Origin of the sequence: Streptomyces sp. HUAS YS2 (assembly GCF_033343995.1) — a bacterium.
GTDB lineage: Bacteria > Actinomycetota > Actinomycetes > Streptomycetales > Streptomycetaceae > Streptomyces > Streptomyces solicathayae.
The window spans coordinates 2,060,029-2,078,378 of the sequence record NZ_CP137573.1 but is presented as its reverse complement, the minus strand read 5'-3'; the positions used below and the strand labels follow the sequence as shown (position 1 = coordinate 2,078,378).

Below are 18,350 nucleotides of genomic sequence, written 5' to 3'. Positions count from 1 at the left end.
CTGAGCGCCCTAAAGCAGTCGGCGACTGCGTTAGGCGACTTTAGGGAGGTGGGCGCGTAAACGCAAGCCGCAACTGCGTTAAGGTGAGGGGATGAACGAGCGACAGCGAACCCGGCGGCCCGGCGGGCGCAGCGCCCGCGTCGGCGCGGAGGTGCACCAGGCCGTCACCGAGCTGATCGGCGAGCGCGGCTACGGCAACTTCACCGTCGGCGAGGTCGCGGCCCGCGCGGGCGTGGCCGACAGCAGCATCTACCGCCGGTGGGGCAACCTGGAGACCCTGCTCACCGACGTGGCGCTCACCCGCCTCAACGCGCGGTCGCCGATGCCCGACACCGGGAGCCTCGCCGGCGACCTGCGTACGTACGCGGCCCAGGTGGCCCGAGAGATCACCGGCCCGGACGGCCCGGCGGTGCTGCACCTGGCCGTCGCCCTGGCCGGCAACGGTCAGCAGGGCCTGCAGGCTCGTGACGACCTCCGCACCGAACGCACCCGGCAACTGCAGTCCATGCTCGATCGCGCCCGTGAACGTGGCGAGGACGCACCGGACGCGTTCGAGGTGCTGGACCACGTCCTGGCCCCGATGTACATCCGTGTCCTGTTCGGCATGGGCCCGCTCGCCCCGGACTACATCGACGGACTGGTCGACCGATTGCTCAACTGAGGGCCGCCGTCCCGTCGCGGTACCACTCGGCGAGGAGGAAGGCCAGGTCGAGGGCCTGTGCGGGGTTCAGGCGGGGGTCGCAGGCGGACTCGTAGCGGTGCGAGAGCATCTCGGGGGCGATCGTGTGGCTGCCGCCCAGGCACTCGGTCACGTCCTCGCCGGTGAGTTCCAGGTGGACGCCGCCGGCGTGGGTGCCCAGGGTCCGGTGGACCTCGACGAAGCCCTTCAGTTCGTCGGCGACGGCGTCGAGCCGACGGGTCTTCCGCCCGTCGTCGCCGGTGAAGGTGTTGCCGTGCATGGGGTCGCTCACCCAGCAGACCGGGGCGCCCTCGGACGCCGCCTTCTCCACCAGGAGGGGCAGTGCGTCACGGATCCGCTCGGCGCCCATGCGGACCACGAAGGTCAGCCGTCCTGGCTGGCGGTCCGGGTCGAGCAGGTCCACGTACCGCAGCACCTCGTCCGGCGTGGTGCTCGGGCCCAGCTTCACCGCGATCGGGTTGGCGATCCGGGAGAAGAACGCGACGTGCGGGCCGTCGAGTCGGCGCGTGCGCTCGCCGATCCAGAGCAGGTGCCCGCTGGTGGCGTAGGTGCGGCCGCTCTCCGGGTCGGTACGGGTCAGGGCACGCTCGTAGTCGAGCAGCAGACCCTCGTGACTGACGTGGAAGTCGGCGGTGGCGAGTGCCCGGGTGTCGCCGCCGCAGGCGCGCAGGAAGGCCAGGGCCCGGGTGATCTCGTCGGCCACCCGCTCGTAGCGGCGGCTCCCCGGGGTGGCGGCGACGAAGGCCCGGTTCCAGGCGTGGACCTGCGCGAGATCGGCGAAGCCGCCGGTGGTCAGGGCCCGTACCAGGTTGAGGGTGGTCGCCGACGCCTCGTACATCCGTCCGAGCCGCTCCGGGGCGGGGGTGCGGTCCCGGGCGGTGAAGCCGGGGCCGTTGACCGCGTCGCCGCGGTACACGGGCAGTTCGACGGATCCCTGCCGCTCGACGGGGCGGGACCGGGGCTTGGCGAACTGACCGGCCATCCGGCCCACCTTGACCACCGGCAGGGCGGCCCCGTGGGAGAGGACCACCGCCATCTGCAGCAGGGTGCGCAGCTTGCCCTCGACGGACTCCTGGGTGGCGCCCGCGAAGGTCTCGGCGCAGTCGCCGCCCTGGAGGAGCAGCGCCTCGCCCCGGGCGACGGCGCCGAGTCTTTCGCGCAGCCGGTCGCACTCCGCGGGGAAGACCAGCGGCGGCGCTCCGGCCAGCCGTTCGGTCACCTCGCGCAGCCGTGCCGGATCGGGCCAGTCGGGCTGCTGGTCGGCGGCCCCGGCGCCGGCCGACCCCGTCGGGTGCTCCGTGCCGGCCGCATGCCGTTCCGTGCTGTCCACATCGTCCTCCCCTGAACCGTGGCGACAGCACCCAATTTCCTCGGGGGTTCTCCCGTCAAGGCCGGACCGAATTGGTCCGGCCCGGTGCCCCGCATTTGGTCTGGACGTTCCCCGTCGAGCCCATTTGGTTGTTTTCTGGCACGGCCCGGCGGTTCTCCGGATTCCTTCCCGAGAACCGCCGGGAAACGCGAACGGCGCGAAAAGCGAGGAAGATCTCACGATGACGAGCAGCGCACCGGTCCGTGTCCGCATCACGGCGTCGGACGTACCACCGCACGATCCGCTCGACCTGTACGAGGAACTGCGCGGAACCTGCCCGGCCGAGGAACTCTTCCTCTTCGAGAACGCCTCCGGCACCGGCCGAGACCCGGACCGGGCCGTCGTCGGCTGCGGCCGGCTCCTCGACATCCGGGTCTCGGGCGGTCCCGGCCCCTCCACCCGGATCCGGGTGGAGGGCGAACCGCCGCTCGTCGAGGCGCTGTCGGCGGAGGCCCGGGAACTCGGCCTCCGGCAGGACGCCGCCCCGGCCCCTGCCGGACACGGCCTGCTCGCGGAGTTCACGGCCGGCGAACCCGGCGTCCTGTGGGCGTTCCTGGAGACCGCCCGGGGCGGACTGTGCGCGGTCGACACCGAACTCCCGCCGGACGGCTACGCGTTCGGCTTCCTCACCACGCTCGCGTACGAGTCGACCTGGTACATGGAGGAGCTGGGCGAACGCACCAAGCCCGTCCAGGGGCCCGACATCACCCTCACCCTCTTCCGCGACACCGTCTGGTACGACCGGGCCGACGGCACGGTGACCTGGCTGCGCGGCGACAGCGCCGCCTTCGCATCGCCCCCGCCCACGAGCTCCCCGGACGCCCCGCTGCTGTGGGCCGCGGCCCGACGGGCCGCGTCGCGGAAGCCGAGGACGCAGGCCCCGGACGTGCCGCCGCCGCTGTCGGTGCGGGACTCGGTGGACCGGGACACGTTCCTGCGGTGGGCGGACCGCTGCCTGGAGCACATCCGGGTCGGTGACATCTACCAGATCCAGGTCGGGCACCGCCTGGACGTGCGGACCGACGCCGCGCCGTCGGACGTGTACCGGCGGCTGCGTGCCCGCAACCCCTCGCCGTACATGTACCTGGTGCCCCGCGCGGAACGGCTGCTCATCGGCGCGAGCCCGGAGCTCTTCTTCCGGCTGGAGGACGACCGGATCACCATGCGGCCCATCGCCGGCACCGCACCCCGGAGCACCGACGAGGCCGAGAACGAGCGGCGCGTCAAGGAGATGCGGGAATCCACCAAGGAACAGGCCGAGCACATCATGCTGGTGGACCTGTGCCGCAACGACATCGGGCGGGTCTCGCGGGCCGGCACGCTCCCGGTGGACAGTCTCATGGACGTGGAGACCTACTCGCACGTCTTCCACCTGGTGTCCACGGTCTCCGGCCGGCCGGCCGAAGGCGTCACCCCCTGGGAGGTCGTACGCGCCACCTTCCCGGCGGGCACGATGACCGGCGCGCCGAAGATCCGGGCCATGCAGATCGCCGACGGCCTCGAACGCGAGCCGCGGGGCGCGTACGCGGGCGCCGTCGGGCTCCTCGACGTGCGCGGCTGGAGCGAACTGGCGCTGTGCATCCGCACGGTGGAGTACGACGGGGCCGGCACGTACTCCACCCAGAGCTCGGCCGGGTTCGTGGCCCAGTCCGAGCCGGCCGCCGAATGGCGGGAGACGCTGGCGAAGATGGGGGCCGCCCACTGGGCGCTCACCGGTGAGGAGCTGCTGCCGTGAAGGTGCTGCTGATCGACGCGTACGACAGTTTCGTCCACATCATCGACAGCTACCTGCGCGCCCTCGGCGCCGAGACGGTGGTGGTGCGCTCCGGGACGCGGTCCCCGGACGAACTGGCGGCGCTGGGCGCCGACGCGGTGGTCCTGGGACCCGGGCCCGGCCACCCGGCCGACTCCGGCCACGTCGAGCTCGTCCACAGGTTCGCCGGCGCCGTGCCACTGCTCGGGGTCTGTCTGGGACACCAGGCGATCGCCCTGGCGTACGGGGGCCGGATCGAGGTGGCGGAACAGGTGATGCACGGCCGCACCAGCATCGTGCGGCACGACGGCGCCGGCCTCTTCGAAGGGCTGGGCAACACGCTGGAGGCGACGCGCTACCACTCCCTGATCGTGACCGACCCCCTTCCCGAACCGCTGACGACCACCGCCGTCAGCGTCGACCACGGCTACGTGATGGCCCTCGCACACCGCGAACTCCCGGTCTTCGGGGTGCAGTTCCACCCCGAGAGCGTCATGACGACGGGCGGGCCGCGGCTCCTGGAGAACTTCCTCGCGATGGCGGCGGCCCCGCCCCGCGTCCTCACCGCCGGTTCATGACCTCGCCGATCACCTGGACGGCCTCGGTGATGCCCGAGAGGGGCAGGTGGGCATGGCCCACCACCAGCGCCGGGGCCGTCGGGCGGGGCGCCGCGGAGAAGGCCGCGCCGCCCCGCAGCAGGATTCCGCGCCGCTGCGCCCCGGCCACCAGCGCGGCCTCGTCCGTGCGCGGCGGCAGGCGCACCCAGGCGTGCAGGCCGGCGGCGGGACCGGCGACGACCGCCCCCGGCAGCCGGGCCTCCACGGCCTCCCGCAACGCCTCGGCGCGGTCGGCGCAGCGCCGGGCCAGCCGGCGGACGTGCCGGTCGTAGAGGCCGCTGCGCAGCAGTTCGGCGAAGGCCCGCTGGGTGAGGGAGTCGCCTCCCAGATCGTGCCGCGCACGGACCCGCAGCAGCTCGTTCAGCAGCTCCTCGGGGGCGGTCAGCCAGCCGAGCCGGAGCCCGGGGTCGAGCAGCTTGCCGGCGGTGCCCGCGTGGACCACGCGGTCGGGCGCGAGACGCTGGAGCGCAAGCGGGCGGGGTGTCCGCTCGTCGTACCAGAGCCCGCCGTAGTAGTCGTCCTCGATGATCCAGCCGTCGACCGCGCGGGCCCAGCGGACCAGGGCCTCGCGGCGCGCGGCTGAGAGCACGACGCCGGTCGGGAACTGCTGGTTCGGGGTGACGAGGACGGCCCGGGCGCCGGTCGAGGCGAGCGCGGCCACGTCGATGCCCTCCTCGTCCACCGGGACCGGCACCGGCCGGAGACCACCGCTGTCCTGGACGAAGCGCCGCTGACCGGGGTGGGAGGGGTCCTCCACGGCCAGCTCGGTGATGCCTCGGGCCGGCAGGGCGACACACAGCAGCGCGAGCGCCTGGGCGAAGCCGGAGACCACCAGGACCGTGGCCGGGGTGGCCCGCACCCCGCGGAACCGGCCGAGATGGCGGGCGAGTTCGGCGCGCAGCTCCGGCTCTCCGGCCAGCGGTGGATAGGCGGGCGCGGGCGGACGCGGGGAGGTCAGGGCCCGCTCGTAGGCGGTGAGCCACTCACGGTGCGGCACCCCGGGGGCGTTGTGGCCGCCCGGGCGCAGGTCCCACCGCGCCCGCCCGGCCGGGGCGTCGTCGAGCAGTACGGGCACCACGGTGTCCCGGGAGAGGTGCCCGGTCACCCGGGTCCCGGCACCGCGAGCGGCCTCCAGGTAGCCCTCGGCGGCGAGTTGGGCGTACGCCTCGACGACGACGCTCCGCGAGACGCCGAGGTCGGAGGCGAGCAGGCGGGAGGCCGGGAGGCGGGTGCCGGGATGGAGACCGCCCTCCCGGATCTCCTCGCGGATGAATTCCTGTATCTGGGCGGTCAGCGATTCCCCGGAATCACGGGAGACGTCGACAGCGAGATGAAGTCCCATGTTTCCCCTGGCCTTTCTGTGGACGCTCTTCTCACGGGTGAGGAGGGTGGTTTCCGTCTTCTCCGGGGACTTGGTCCGCAAGGGCACCCGGGAATTGGTCTGTCCGCTCCGGAGCGCACCCCCGCACACTGGGCGACGGCATTCATCCGGCGCCCGGGAGGGGAATTCGCGTGACCGTACGGCCGACGAACCGAGAATGGCCCGCACTGGTGGAGACGTTGCTGGAGGGCGGCGGACTGACGGCCGACGACACCGACTGGGCGATGGAGCGGATCATGGCGGGCGAGGTGGGACCGGCCGCGCTGTCCGGGCTGCTCGTCGCCCTGCGGGCCAAGGGCGAGAGCGTCGACGAGGTCGAGGGGTTCACCCGGGCCATGCTGCGCCGCGCCGTCCCGCTCGCCGTGAACGGCCCCGCCCTGGACATCGTCGGGACCGGCGGCGACGGCTCGCACAGCGTCAACATCTCCACCATGGCCGCGCTCGTCGCCGCCGGCGCCGGGGCGAAGGTGGTCAAGCACGGCAACCGCTCGGCCTCGTCCCGGTGCGGCTCCGCCGACGTCCTGGAGGAGCTGGGAGTCACGCTCGACCTGTCGCCCGAGGCGGTGGCGGAGATCGCCGAGGAGGCGGGCATCACCTTCTGCTTCGCGCCGGTCTTCCACCCGGCGCTGCGGCACGCCGCCGCCCCGCGCAAGGAGTTGGGCGTGCGCACGGTCCTCAACCTGCTGGGACCGCTGTGCAATCCGGCCGCGCCCGCCGCCCAGGCGGTCGGCGTGGCGGCGGCGGACGCCCTGCCGCTGGTCGCCGGGGTGCTGGCGAGGCGCGGTACCTCGGCGCTGGTCTTCCGCGGCGACGACGGCATGGACGAACTGACGGTGACCACCACCTCCCGGGTGTGGACGGTCCACGAGGGACGGACGCGGGAAGAGGTCCTCGACCCGCGCGACCTCGGGCTGCGCCGGCGCGGGCCCGAGGAACTGCGCGGCGGCGACCCGGCGGAGAACGCCCGGGCCGCCCGTCGGCTCCTCGACGGAGCCGAGGGGGCCGTACGGGACGCGGTGCTGCTGTCCGCCGCGGCCGGCCTCGCTGCGGCGAGCCCGTCCCCGGCCCCGCTTCTCGACCGTCTCGCGGACGGCCTGCGACGCGCGGCCGAGTCGATCGACTCCGGCGCTGCGGCGGGCGTCCTGGAACGCTGGAGCGCCCTGACGGCCAAGCGTGCGGAGCGCGCCTGACCGGACCCGCCGCCCCGGCACCGTCCGCACGGTGCCGGAAGGGCGGGTAGGCGGCTGTCGGGCCGGGGTGGACTGGGCCGGTCTGTGCGGGGTCATGCCGTCGCGAGCGGTGGCGTGCGGCGGCCCGCCGCGGTGAGGGCCGCGACGGCGCCGGCCGGGTCGCCATGGGTGACGAGGGAGGTGCCGACCAGGACGGCGTCGGCGCCGAGCGCGGCGCAGCGCGCCGCGTCCTCGGGGCCCCGGATGCCCGATTCCGCGACCCGGACCACGTCCTCGGGCAGCCCGGGCGCGACGCGCGCGAAGACCTCCGGGTCGACCCGCAGGGTGCGCAGGTCGCGGGCGTTGACGCCGACGACCCGGGCACCGGCGGCGAGGGCGCGCTCCGCCTCCGCCTCGTCGTGCACCTCGACCAGCGTGGTCAGACCGGCCTCCGCCGCGACCGCCAGCAGCTCCGCGAGGCGCGGGCCGTCGAGGGCGGCGACGATGAGCAGCACCAGGTCGGCGCCGTGCGCGCGGGCCTCCCACACCTGGTACGGGTCGACGACGAAGTCCTTGCGCAGGACAGGCACGTCGACGGCGCCGCGCACGGACTCGAGGTCGGCGAGGGAGCCGCCGAAGCGGCGCCCCTCGGTCAGCACGCTGATCGCGCCGGCCCCGCCGGCCGCGTAGGCGGTGGCGAGGGCGGCCGGGTCGTCGATCGCGGCGAGCGGGCCGAGCGCCGGACTGGCCCGTTTGACCTCGGCGATCACCCGCAGTCCCGCCGGGTCGCGGAGCCACGCGGTGGCGTCCCGCGCCGGGCCGAGCGCCCGCGCCCGGTCCCGTACCTCGTCGAGGGGAAGGGCCCGGCGGCGGGCGGCCGCGTCCTCGGCGGCGCCCCGCACCAGGTCGTCGAGGACGCTCACCGTGCGCTCCGGGGGGCGACGGGCGCCACGGGACCGGCAGGCCCGCCGGGTTCGACGGAGAGGGCGTGCCGGAAGACGTGGTGCGGGTCCCAGCGCCGCTTGGCCGCGCTCAGGCGGGGGAGGTTGGAGCCGAAGTACAGCTCCTGCCACGGGACGCCCGAGCGGTTGCGGGCGGGGTCCTTGAGGTCGGTGTCGGCGTAGTTGACGTACGCGCCGCCGGTGGCCGCGCCGGGGACCGGGGCGCCTCCGGTGGTCGCGTAGACGTCCTCGTACAGCTCGCGCAGGAAGCCGATGTGACGGGCGTCCTCCTCGGCGGCCGTCCACTCGCTGACGTACATGAGCATGAGCGCGCTGTCCCGGTGGACGAGGGCCGTGTCGCCGGGGGCGACGGCGTTGACCTGTCCGCCGTACGGGGCGATCAGCAGGCCGCTGCCGGGGTGGCCGTAGTCGGTGCGGGTCAGGTGCCGGTGGAGGGCGGTGACGTGCCCCTCGTCGAAGGCGCGGCGGTGGTAGGCGGACTTGCCCTTGATGCGCTTGCCGGTGGGCCGGTCCGCGAAGCCGCTCCACCGGGTGGACATCAGCCAGGGCAGACGGGTGCGCTCGACGGTGCGGCCCTGGACGCCGACTCCGCGCCCGAGGGCGGCGAGGAAGGCGTCTAGGCGGCGCTCGGGGTCGCCGGCCCGGGTGGACAGCTGCACGTTGAGGGCGACGGCCCCGCCGGAGCGGTGGAAGACGGCGAGGTGGCTGTAGAGGTCGGCCTCGGGGTCTCCGGGGGTGTTGTGCCCGGCGTGCCAGGCGCTGTAGTTGGTGAGCAGTCGGGTGAAGGAGTCCTGCCCCAGGTCGGCCCAGGGCCAGACCACGGTGGAGACGAGGAGCTCCGGCGGCGGGGCGGGCAGGGCGTGCCCGGGTCCGGCCGGCAGGTCGCCGGGGGTGCGGAAGAAGTAGCGGGTGACGATGCCGAAGGTGCCGCCACCGCCGCCGGTGTGGGCCCACCACAGGTCGCGCAGGGCGCCGCGGTCGTCGCGGGAGGCGACGACGGCGCGGGCGGTGCCGGAGGCGTCGACGACGACCACCTCGACCGCGTACAGGTGGTCGACGGTGAGGCCGAGGGTGCGGTTGAGGGGGCCGTAGCCGCCGCCGCTGACGTGGCCGCCCACGCCGACGGTGGGGCAGGAGCCGCCGGGCAGAGCGACGCCCCACCGCTTGAACAGCTGCTCGTTGACCTCGCCGAGCCGGGCGCCCGCCTCGACCACGACGGCCCTGCGGCGGGTGTCGTAGGAGACGGCGTTCATGGCCGAGAGATCGACGAGCGCGCGCACGGAGGCGTGGTCGACGAAGTCCTCGAAGCAGTGCCCGCCGCCCCTGACGGCGGGGCGGCGGCCCGTGTCGACGGCCCGCTGGACGGCGGCGACGACCTGGGCGGTCGTACGGGGCAGGGTGATCGTGTCCGGGGTGCCGGTCCAGCGCTGGTTGACGCCCCGGCTGAGGTCCGCGTACGGGGCGTCGCCGGGGCGCACGACGGTGGCGGGCTCGGCCGCCGGGCCGGTCGGCTCGGCGGCCGGCGCGGCCAGGGCGGTGGCGGGGGCGGCGGTGACGGCCGCGCCCGCGAGGGCGGCGGCTCCGACGAAACCGCGGCGGGACAGCGTGCTCACTGGTTCACTTCCTGGATGGGTGTCGCGGTGGTGGAGGCGGGCGCGGCGGCGGGCGTGCCGGTCAGGATGCGCAGGAAGACCGCGGGGTCCTCCTGGCGGCCTTCGACGACCGGCCCGTCGCCGAAGGCGACATGGGGAACGGTGGTGATGCCCCGGGCGCGGGCGGCCCGGTCCTCCGCCCGCACCTCGGCGACGCCCTCTGTGGAGGCGAGCAGCCGGGCGGCGTGCTCGCGGGGCAGGCCGGCCCGCTCGACGCGGTCGAGCAGGACGCCGTGGTCGGAGAGGTCGGCGCTCTCGGTGAACCAGGCACCGAAGAACAGTTCCTCGAGCCGGGACTGGACGGGCCGGCCGTGCGTGTGTCCGGCCCAGCGGAGCAGCCGGTGCGCATCCAGGGTGTTCGCGGCGAAGCCGGTCTCGTTGCGGAAGGCGATGCCGTGACGGGGTCCGGCGGCGGTGACCTCCCGGTTCATCGCGGCGGCCCGCTCCTCGCCGTACTTGCCGGCCAGCCAGGTGAGCATCGGCATCGGCTCTGCGGGCTGTTCGCGGTCGATGAGGAAGGGGTGGAGCACCACTTCCGTGTCGCTCCGCCCGGAGGCGGAGAGGGCGAGGTCGAAGGTCCGCTTGGTGATGTAGCACCAGGGGCAGGACACGTCGGACCAGATGTCGATCCTCATCGGGCACCTCCGGTGACGGTGGGGGCGGCGAGCGAGGGGCGGGTGTTGACCGTCTCCGGGTCGAAGCCGCCCAGTCGGGCGAAGTCCCGCGAGATGGACTGCAGTTCGTCGCCGGGGAAGACCTCGGCGGGGTCGTCGAAGCCTTCCGGGGCGCGCTCGTGGGCGAGGTCGATGACCACCTCGGGGCCGCGCCGCCGGGCGCTGGCCTGGATGCGGGTGAGCACCGGGAGCCGGTCGGCCTCGTAGGCGGCGAGGGCGTCGGCGGGGGAGTCGTGCCGGACCAGTTCGCGGGCGAGGACGCGGGCGTCGACGATCGCCTGGGTGGCGCCGTTGGAACCCATCGGATACATGGCGTGGGCGGCGTCCCCGAGGAGGGTGACCGCGCCGTGGGTCCAGCGCTCCAGCGGGTCCCGGTCGACCATGGGGTAGACGTACGCCTCGCGGGCGGTGCGGATGAGGGCGGGGACGTCGAGCCAGTCGAACGCCAGGTCGGCGAAGTGATGCAGGAACGTTTCTGGCGCGACGGCCCGGTTCCAGTCCGCATCCGCGAAGACCGCGCCCGGGTCCGCCGCGCGGGCGACGGCCCAGTTCACCAGGACCTCGCCGGAGGGCCCTTCGGGGGCGGACATCGGGTAGATCACGGCGCGCCGCCGGTCGTCCCCCGCGATGACCATCGACCGTCCGTCGAGGAACGGCGGGGCGGTGGTCGTGCCGCGCCACACCACGAGCCCGTTCCACGGCGGAGGGCCTTCCTCCGGGTGGAGGCGGGCCCGCACCCGGGAGTGGATGCCGTCCGCGCCGATCAGCGCGTCGGCGGTCGTCCGGCTCGCCCGTCCGGCCGCGGGGTGGTTCACCAGCACGTCGACCCGCCCGTCGGGGCGCGGCTCGAAGCCCTCCACGCGCGCGTCGGTGACGATCGCGTCGGGACCGAGCCGGCGGCGCACGGCCTCGGCGAGGACGGACTGCAGCCGGCCGCGGTGGATCGACAGCTGCGGCCAGCGGTAGCCCGCCGCCAGGCCGCGCTCCTCGCGCCAGATGAGCTGCCCGAACCGGTTGTGGTAACCGAGGGTCCCGGTGGGCACGGAGACGGCCAGGAGCTCGTCGAGCAGGCCGAGTTCGGCCAGCTCGCGCACGGCGTTGGGCAGGATGTTCAGACCCACGCCGAGCGGCTTGATCTCCGGTACGGCCTCCAGGAGGCGCACGTCGGTGCGGCCGGCGGCGTGCAGGCTCAGCGCGGTGGTCAGCCCGCCGATCCCCGCGCCCGCGATCAGGATGCTCACGCGCTCCTCCGCTCGGCCCGCTCCGCACCGGCGGCGGCGTCGGCGGCGGCACCGGCGGACGCGTGGGCGCAGCCGGAGGCACCCGCGGAGGCGTGGGCGCAGCCGGACGCCCGGGCGCCGGAGTCCTCCGTGGACGCCGCGGCCGCGCCGGCGGACCGCCGCCCGGTCAGCCGGGCGGTGGCCCGGGTGAGGTCGGTGATCCGGCGCAGCAGGTCGACGCTGGCGCCGCCGCTGCCCACCGGATAGAGCCGGAGGTCCGCGTCGTACGCCTTGCGGGCGATGCCCAGGTGCCGGCCGCGGAAGACGACGATCACACGCAGCAGCCGGGCGAGGGCCTCGCTGGAGGCCCGCAGGGCCGGGACCCGGCGCTCGGTCTCCTCCGGGTCGTCGCCGTAGGCGGCGACCAGCCGGCTCACCACGGACGGCACGGCCGTCCAGTGCTCGTACAGTTCCCGCCAGCGCGGCAGGCTGTACGGCACCGAGTCGCGGAGGAACTCCTGGTAGCCGGGCTCGCTGCGGTCCGAGGCCCAGACGGCCTGGTCGATCAGCCAGAGCGGGACCTGGGCGGCGGCGGGGCCGAGCAGCACCCGCCCGTCGACGGTGATCTCCTCGAAGTAGGCGCGCAGCCCGCGCGCGAAGAACACCGGGCTGACGTTGGCCACCACCATGTCGATCGACGAGACCATGGTCTCCACGTGACCCGTCAGTTCGTCGGTGAGGACACCGAACTTGGGGTCGTCGACGTCCATGTCGCTGAGGATGCCGGCCAGTTCGAGGCCTTCGCGCAGGTGCGGGAAGACCATGCGGACGGACTCCTGGAGGTACGCCTCCTGGATGTCGCCGCAGTACATGCGCTGACGGCCGCCGGTGGGGTTCCAGGTCGTGTAGTGGTGCACGGTGTCCCGGGGCACCATGTCGGTGCGGCGGCCGAGTTCCAGCAGGACCGGGGTCACCTCGGGGACGAACGGCACGGGTTCGGGACCGTGCTTCTTGATCGAGCCGAGGAACATGCCGAGGTCCCGCATGGCGGCGACGCACTCCTCGGGGGAGTAGCCGGCGACGTCGTCGAGGGTGGGCACGAGGGAACGCAGCGCGGAGACGAGCGCCGGGACGTCGGCGTCCTCGTTCTGCCGGCGCATGTCGAAGCAGAGCTTGTCGGCGGCGAGCGGGTCGAGTTCCCGGATCGCCGCCGAACGTATGGAACTGCCGAGATCGATGCCGAGTGTGCTGGTCACGGGTGTTCTCCGGAGAGTGTGGTCGAGCGTGGACATGGTCGAGCGCGCCCGGACGGGGCGGTGACGAAGAGGTCGGGAGTCAGGGGCCGGGCCGACGGGCCGGCGCGGCAGGGAAGGCGTGACGGCGGAGCCGCCAGGGCTGGGCGGGGCGACCCGCCGGCCGGCCCTCCGCGCGACCCGCCGGCCGGCCCTCCGCGCGGTCGGCGGACGGCCGGGGAGCGCGGGGCGGCGGCGGACCGAGGACGAGGTGCACGTTGGTGCCGGACATGCCCTGGCCGTTGACGGCCGCGAGCGCGGGCCCTCCCGGCGGGGCGGGCAGCGGGCGGAGCGAGGTAGGCACCACCAGTGGCAGCCGCTCCCAGTCGACCCGCGGGTTCGGGTTCTCGAAGTGGAGGCTGGGCGGGACCTCGCCGTGTTCCAGACAGAGGACGGTCTTGATGAGACCGGCGACGCCGGCGGCGGCCTCGCAGTGCCCGATGTTGCTCTTGACCGAGCCGACCAGACAGGGCCGGCCGGCGGGCCGGCCCTCGGCCAGCACCTCGGTGAGCGCGGCGAGTTCGACGGCGTCGATGCGGGTGCCGGTGCCGTGCGCCTCGACGTACCCGACGTCGCCCGGGCAGGTGCCGGCGTCCTCATGGGCCCACCGCACGGCCCTCGCCTGACCGGCGGGCGACGGGTCGGTGATCCGCTTCTCGTCCGCCCCGTCGTGGCTCATGGCGCTGCCGAGGATCACGGCCCGTACGGGATCGCCGTCGGCCAGGGCCCGGTCGAGTCGCTTGAGCACGACGACGCCGACGCCGTCGGAGCGGACGAAGCCGTCGGCGGCGGCGTCCCCGAAGCGGCAGCGGCCCTCCCGGGAGAGGACGCCGGCGCCGTCGAAGACCTCGGTGGCGGTGGTGCCGAGCACCAGGTTCGCCCCGCCGGCCAGAGCCGTCCGGGACTCGCCGGCGCGCAGGCTGAGGCAGGCCAGATGGACCGCGGCGAGCGAGGACGCCTGGGCGCAGTCGAGGGTGACGCTGGGACCGTGGAGGCCCAGGTGATGGGAGAGTCGTCCGGAGAGCATCGACCGCTGCTGGCCGCCGACCAGACAGTCCAGGTCGAGCGATCCGGCACGGGCGGCGCGCAGCCGGTCCCAGTGGTCGGCGTGCGACTGCCCGACGAACACCGCGGTACGGCTGCCGGCCAGCGCGCGCGGGTCGGCGCCGGCGTCCTGGAGCGCCTCCCAGGCGGTCAGGAGCAGCAGGCGCTGCTGCGGGTCCATGGCGTCGGCCTCGCCGTCAGGGATGCCGAAGAAGCCGGCGTCGAAGAGGTCGGCGCCGTCGACGAAGCCGCCGCGCAGACCGCCCGCGGGCGGTGCGGCGTCCGCAGGGAACCGGTCCTCCGGTGCGGGACCGACGGCGTCCCGGCCGGCCCGGAGCAGCTCCCACAGCCGCGCGGGCCCGTGGGCCCCCGGCAGCCGGCAGCCGATCCCGATCACCGCGACGGCGGTGGTGGTGTCTTCTCGTCCGCGCTCACGCGCGCTTTCGGTGGCGGGCTCCTGGCCGAGCTCGCCGGTGTGGTCGTACATCCTTGCTCCCCCCGTGGCTGTGTCGGCGGGCCGATCAGGGCCGTGCGGGCCGGCCGGTGTCCCGGTCCGGCCCGTGCCCGGATCAGCCCGCCGCGTGGGCCCAGTGCTCCCAGGGCTGCGCCTCGACCCACTCGGTGACAGGGGTGAGGCGCACGCCGAAGGCGGTCTCGACGTCGGCAGGAGACGGGGCGAGCAGGTCGGCCGCCCGGCCCGTGCCGGCGTAGTGGTAGATGCCGGCGACGCCGGCGGCGGCCTCGGGGCCGATCGCCCGGCCGAGGCCCTCCTCGAAGGCGGCGACGTCCAGGGGCAGGTAGGTCACCTCGCGGCCGAGCGCGCGCCCGAAGGCGGTGGCGAGCTCGGGACCGGTGAGGACCTCGCCGCCGCCCACGTTCCACACGCGTCCCGCCGGCACGTCCTCGTCGAGGGCGCGGGCGGCTACGCGGGCGAGGTCGGCGTGGGACATCCACGCGACCTTCTGGTCGGCGGGCAGCGGGTAGGCGAGGACGCCGTCGTTGACGATGGCGGGGCCGTTCCAGGGGCTGAAGAGGTTCTCCAGGTAGACCGGCGGCCGTACGACGACGACGGGGACCTTGCCGTCGAGGAGGATCCGCTCGGCGAGGCGGCGGGTCTCGAACCCGGCGTACGGGGTGGTCTCGTCCGGGACCGGCGTGTTGACGTTGTAGACCAGGCGGCGCACCCCGGCCTCGTGGGCGGCCTCGGCGATGTTGCGGGCGTACCCGGCCACGGTCTCCGAGTCGTACTCCAGCGGCATCACGACGACGGCGTGGGTGACGCCGTCGAAGGCGGCGCGCAGCGCCTCGGGGTCGCCCAGGTCGCCGTGGACCGGGGTGACGCCGGGGGGCAGGGTCGCGGCCTTGGCCCCGTCCCGGACGAGCCCGCGCACGTCGTGCCCCTCGGCGGCGAGCAGCCGGGCCACGGCCCCGCCCTGGAAACCGTTGGCGCCGGTCACGAGGACGTGCCTGCGGTGCTCCTGTGTCATGTCGTGCCTTTCATCAGGTGGTTCGGTGGGGTGGCGGCCCGGCCCGCTGCGGTGCGGTGGGTGCCGGGTCGGTCAGGAGGCGGTCCGCTGATGCTCCGGAGCGCCGGCCACGGGCGGGGCCGGCAGCCGCAGCCGAAGCGTGAGCAGCGCGGCCAGGACGGCGGGCACGGCTCCTACCAGCAGGGCCGTGCCGAAACCGTCGGTGAGCGCGGGACCGCGTGCCTCGGCGGAGGCGCCGGTGACGGCGGCGGCCACGCCGGAGAGCACGGCCAGGCCGATCACGGAGCCGAACTGGAGGCTGGTGTTGACCAGCCCGGAGGCCAGCCCGGACTCCTCCTCGCGGGTGTCGAGGGTGGCGGCGATGTTCGTGGTGATGGAGACGAGAGGCAGCGCGACGCCGAGCAGCAGGCTCGGCGGCAGCACGTCGACCCAGTACGTTCCGTCGGAGGAGAGCAGCGACTGCCAGGCCATGCCTGCGGCGACCAGCACGAAACCGGCGCCCATCACGGCGCGCAGGCCGAACCGGGCGATCAGCCGGTCGGTGCGGCCCGCGACGGCGATGACGACGACGCAGAGCGGCAGCAGCGCAAGGCCGCCGAGCACCGGCTCTTGGCCGAGCACGGCCTGGAGGTACAGGCTGACCAGGAAGAACATCGGGAACAGCGACATCTGCCAGAGCGCGGCGAGGATGTTGGCAAGGCGCAGCGACGGCCGGCCGAGCACGGAGAGCGGCACCAGCGGATGCGCGGCCCGGCGCTCCACCAGGACGAACAGGGCCAGCAGAACGAGGGCGGCGGCCCCGGTGGCGAGGGTGGCCGTGGAGCCCCAGCCGGCCTCGCCCGCGTTCACCACCGCGTAGGCGAGCAGGGCGAGTCCGGCGGTGACGGTGGCGGCGCCGGGCACGTCGAAGCCCTGCCGGGCGCCGGCCGCGCCGCCGGCCGGCAGCAGGCGCGGCACCGGCAGCATCAGCGCGATGCCGGCGAGGACGTTCAGGGCGAAGGTGGACTCCCAGCCGAGCCAGCTGGTGAGCACCCCGCCGAGCACGGTCCCGGCCGCGCCGCCCGCGCCGGCCATCGCGGCGAACACGCCCAGCGCTCGGTGCCGCTCGGGTCCCTCCGGGAAGAGGGTGAGGAGGAGCGCGAAGGCGGCGGCGCCGGCCATCGCGGCCCCGACGCCCTGCGCCGCGCGGGCCGCGATCAACAGCCCGGCGTCACCGGCGAGGGCACCGAGCAGCGAGGCCGCCGCCAGGACGCCGAGGCCGGCGACGAACACCCTGCGCTGCCCGAGGAGGTCGGCGGCCCGCCCGCTGAGCAGCAGCAGTCCGCCGAAGGACACCAGGTAGGCGTTGGCCACCCAGGACAACGCGGCCGGGGAGATCTCCAGGCTCTCGCCGATGGACGGCGCGGCGACGTTGATGATCGACGTGTCGAGCAGCAGGACGAACTGGGTGCCGGCGAGCAGCGCGAGGGCCCGCCCGCGGTCAGCTACCGCCATGGTGCTCCCCTCCCGCACCGGGGACGGGGAAGTTCTCGTGGGTGTCGAGCCCGTAGCCGTCGAGGCAGGACTGGGTGAAGGCGGCCAGGTGGTCCGGGTCGCCGTCCCGGACGATCCCGGGCAGGTAGACGTGGGGCGCGCCGTGGTAGAAGCGCTCGTACTGCTCGTGGCGGGAGGCGAATTCGGAGCCGAGGGCGTCCCAGGCCAGCTTCATCAGCTTGATCCGCTGCTCGGCGGGGGTGCCGGTGGAGCGGACGTACTTGGCGACGAGCGGGCCGAGTTCGGGGTGCGTGAGGTCGAACCCGGAGGCGGGGAGCTGGATGAGGCCGCCGCCGGCGAGCAGCTTGAGCTCGGCGAGCACCTTGGGGTAGATGTCACCGGCCATGGCCCGGTGCGCGGAGGCGATCGCCCGGTTGAGGTGGACGGCGCCGTTCTCGCCGGGGACGCGCTCGTACTCGGCCTCGGCCGCGAGCACCATGGACTTGGCGATGCTGAGCCAGCCCATGATCCGGCCGAGCTGCATCTGCACCGGCGGCAGCTGGTAGGTGTTGTTCGAGCGGGCGATGAGGATGGCGAGCCCGGCGAGGAACTCCAGCTTGGTCCAGAAGCGGGTGGCCGCCTGGTGGACGAAGTTGTTGTAGGCGGGCGTCAGCCACCACATGCCGAAGGTGGTGTCGGTGTCCCGGTAGGTGAGCACCCGCTCCCAGGGGACGAAGACGTCGTCGCAGACGAGGAGGGCGTCGTTCTCGTCGAAGCGGGAGGAGAGCGGATTGTCGAAGACGCTGCGGGCCTGAGCCTCGTAGGAGGTGCGGGAGATGAACTTCAGGCCGGGCGTGGAGAGCGGCACGGAGAAGGTAAGGGCGTACTCGATGTCCTGACGGGGCAGCGGCTCGATGGTGCCGACGATGATCTCGTCGCCGAACACGGCGCCGGTGCCGATCATCTTGGCGCCACGCACGATGATGCCGTCGTCGCGCTCCTTGACCACGCGGACGAAGAGGTCGTCCTGCTCCTGCTCGCTGCCCGCCCGGGTGCGGTCGATCTGCGGGTTGGTGATGGTGAAGGCGGGGTACAGGTCGCCCTCGGACATCCGCCGGTGGTACGCGGCGAGGTTGTCGCGCCCGTCGAAGTCGGCCCCGGCGAAGATGTCGGGGGACGAGACGAAGCCGGCGATTCCGGCGGCCATGTAGTCGGGCGAGCGGCCGAGGAACCCGAAGCTCGCCTCCGACCAGGTCTTGAACGCCTTGCGCCGCTCTATCAGTTCGGCCTGGGTGCGGGGCACGTGGTACGCGCGGAGCACCGGCCGCTGCTGCCCCTCGGGCGTCACCGTGAGGACGTCGCGCCACCCGGGATCGCGCGCCATGTCGTAGAGGCGGGCGACGGAGCGGGCGGTGTTGCGGAACGCCGGGTGTTCCGTGACGTCCTTCACCTGCTCGCCGTCGAGCCATACGGAACGGCCGTCGCGCAGTGATTCGAGGTATTCCTGGCCGCTGCGGGTCATGGTTCTCCTGCCGGGTGTGTGTCGATCGGGTGGGT

General features: G+C 74.3%; 15 protein-coding genes. 4 read left to right on the top strand and 11 right to left on the bottom strand.

Annotated features, from left to right (window positions below; genetic code table 11):
- Positions 1–91: 91 nt before the first annotated feature.
- Complete coding sequence (locus tag R2D22_RS09375) at positions 92–661, top strand: TetR/AcrR family transcriptional regulator (RefSeq protein ID WP_318102620.1); 570 nt, start codon at positions 92–94, stop codon at positions 659–661.
- On the opposite strand, the gene R2D22_RS09370 is transcribed toward R2D22_RS09375, so the two are convergent.
- The gene (locus tag R2D22_RS09370; RefSeq protein WP_318102619.1) at positions 654–2,030 is read right to left on the bottom strand and encodes a class II 3-deoxy-7-phosphoheptulonate synthase; all 1,377 of its coding nucleotides are present in this window, start codon (positions 2,028–2,030) and stop codon (positions 654–656) included. The two genes, R2D22_RS09375 and R2D22_RS09370, sit on opposite strands and share 8 nt — an antisense overlap.
- 220 nt (positions 2,031–2,250) lie before the next feature.
- Between R2D22_RS09370 and R2D22_RS09365 the strand changes: the two genes are divergently transcribed.
- Together R2D22_RS09365 and R2D22_RS09360 are read left to right on the top strand one after the other, a co-directional pair.
- On the top strand, positions 2,251–3,804 hold the full coding sequence (locus R2D22_RS09365) for an anthranilate synthase component I family protein (RefSeq protein WP_318102618.1): 1,554 nt from the start codon (positions 2,251–2,253) through the stop codon (positions 3,802–3,804).
- On the top strand, positions 3,801–4,400 hold the full coding sequence (locus R2D22_RS09360; RefSeq protein ID WP_318102617.1) for an anthranilate synthase component II: 600 nt from the start codon (positions 3,801–3,803) through the stop codon (positions 4,398–4,400). The genes R2D22_RS09365 and R2D22_RS09360 overlap by 4 nt, the downstream gene beginning before the upstream one ends.
- Here the strand turns inward: R2D22_RS09360 and pdxR are convergent.
- The gene (gene pdxR / locus R2D22_RS09355) at positions 4,384–5,781 is read right to left on the bottom strand and encodes a MocR-like pyridoxine biosynthesis transcription factor PdxR (RefSeq protein ID WP_318102616.1); all 1,398 of its coding nucleotides are present in this window, start codon (positions 5,779–5,781) and stop codon (positions 4,384–4,386) included. The two genes, R2D22_RS09360 and pdxR, sit on opposite strands and share 17 nt — an antisense overlap.
- A 170-nt stretch (positions 5,782–5,951) precedes the next feature.
- On the opposite strand from pdxR, the gene trpD reads away from it, so the two are divergent.
- Positions 5,952–7,010, top strand: a complete 1,059-nt coding sequence (trpD, locus tag R2D22_RS09350; protein ID WP_318102615.1) for an anthranilate phosphoribosyltransferase — start codon at positions 5,952–5,954, stop codon at positions 7,008–7,010.
- 92 nt (positions 7,011–7,102) lie between these two features.
- Here trpD and trpC read toward each other — a convergent pair whose 3' ends face one another.
- The 9 genes from trpC to R2D22_RS09305 all read right to left on the bottom strand — a co-directional run bounded on the left by trpC (position 7,103) and on the right by R2D22_RS09305 (position 18,315).
- Positions 7,103–7,912 carry an indole-3-glycerol phosphate synthase TrpC gene (trpC, locus tag R2D22_RS09345; RefSeq protein WP_318102614.1) on the bottom strand — a complete coding sequence of 270 codons (810 nt, stop codon included), beginning with the start codon at positions 7,910–7,912 and terminating at the stop codon, positions 7,103–7,105.
- On the bottom strand, positions 7,909–9,564 hold the full coding sequence (locus R2D22_RS09340; RefSeq protein ID WP_318102613.1) for an FAD-binding oxidoreductase: 1,656 nt from the start codon (positions 9,562–9,564) through the stop codon (positions 7,909–7,911). The genes trpC and R2D22_RS09340 overlap by 4 nt, the downstream gene beginning before the upstream one ends.
- Positions 9,561–10,238 carry a DsbA family oxidoreductase gene (locus R2D22_RS09335; RefSeq protein WP_318102611.1) on the bottom strand — a complete coding sequence of 226 codons (678 nt, stop codon included), beginning with the start codon at positions 10,236–10,238 and terminating at the stop codon, positions 9,561–9,563. The genes R2D22_RS09340 and R2D22_RS09335 overlap by 4 nt, the downstream gene beginning before the upstream one ends.
- A complete protein-coding gene (locus R2D22_RS09330) occupies positions 10,235–11,518 on the bottom strand; it encodes a flavin-dependent oxidoreductase (protein ID WP_318102609.1) in 1,284 nt (427 codons plus the stop codon). The genes R2D22_RS09335 and R2D22_RS09330 overlap by 4 nt, the downstream gene beginning before the upstream one ends.
- Entirely contained in the window at positions 11,515–12,753 is a 1,239-nt protein-coding gene (locus R2D22_RS09325; protein ID WP_318102607.1) for a monodechloroaminopyrrolnitrin synthase PrnB family protein, read from the bottom strand. Before R2D22_RS09325 ends, R2D22_RS09330 begins: the two co-directional genes overlap by 4 nt.
- A gap of 79 nt (positions 12,754–12,832) precedes the next feature.
- Positions 12,833–14,320, bottom strand: a complete 1,488-nt coding sequence (locus R2D22_RS09320) for a beta-ketoacyl [acyl carrier protein] synthase domain-containing protein (RefSeq protein WP_318102605.1) — start codon at positions 14,318–14,320, stop codon at positions 12,833–12,835.
- A gap of 82 nt (positions 14,321–14,402) precedes the next feature.
- Positions 14,403–15,320 carry an SDR family oxidoreductase gene (locus R2D22_RS09315; RefSeq protein WP_318102603.1) on the bottom strand — a complete coding sequence of 306 codons (918 nt, stop codon included), beginning with the start codon at positions 15,318–15,320 and terminating at the stop codon, positions 14,403–14,405.
- Between the two features lie 72 nt (positions 15,321–15,392).
- Positions 15,393–16,814, bottom strand: a complete 1,422-nt coding sequence (locus R2D22_RS09310) for an MFS transporter (protein WP_318102601.1) — start codon at positions 16,812–16,814, stop codon at positions 15,393–15,395.
- Entirely contained in the window at positions 16,801–18,315 is a 1,515-nt protein-coding gene (locus R2D22_RS09305; RefSeq protein WP_318102599.1) for a 4-hydroxyphenylacetate 3-hydroxylase family protein, read from the bottom strand. Before R2D22_RS09305 ends, R2D22_RS09310 begins: the two co-directional genes overlap by 14 nt.
- Positions 18,316–18,350: the final 35 nt, after the last annotated feature.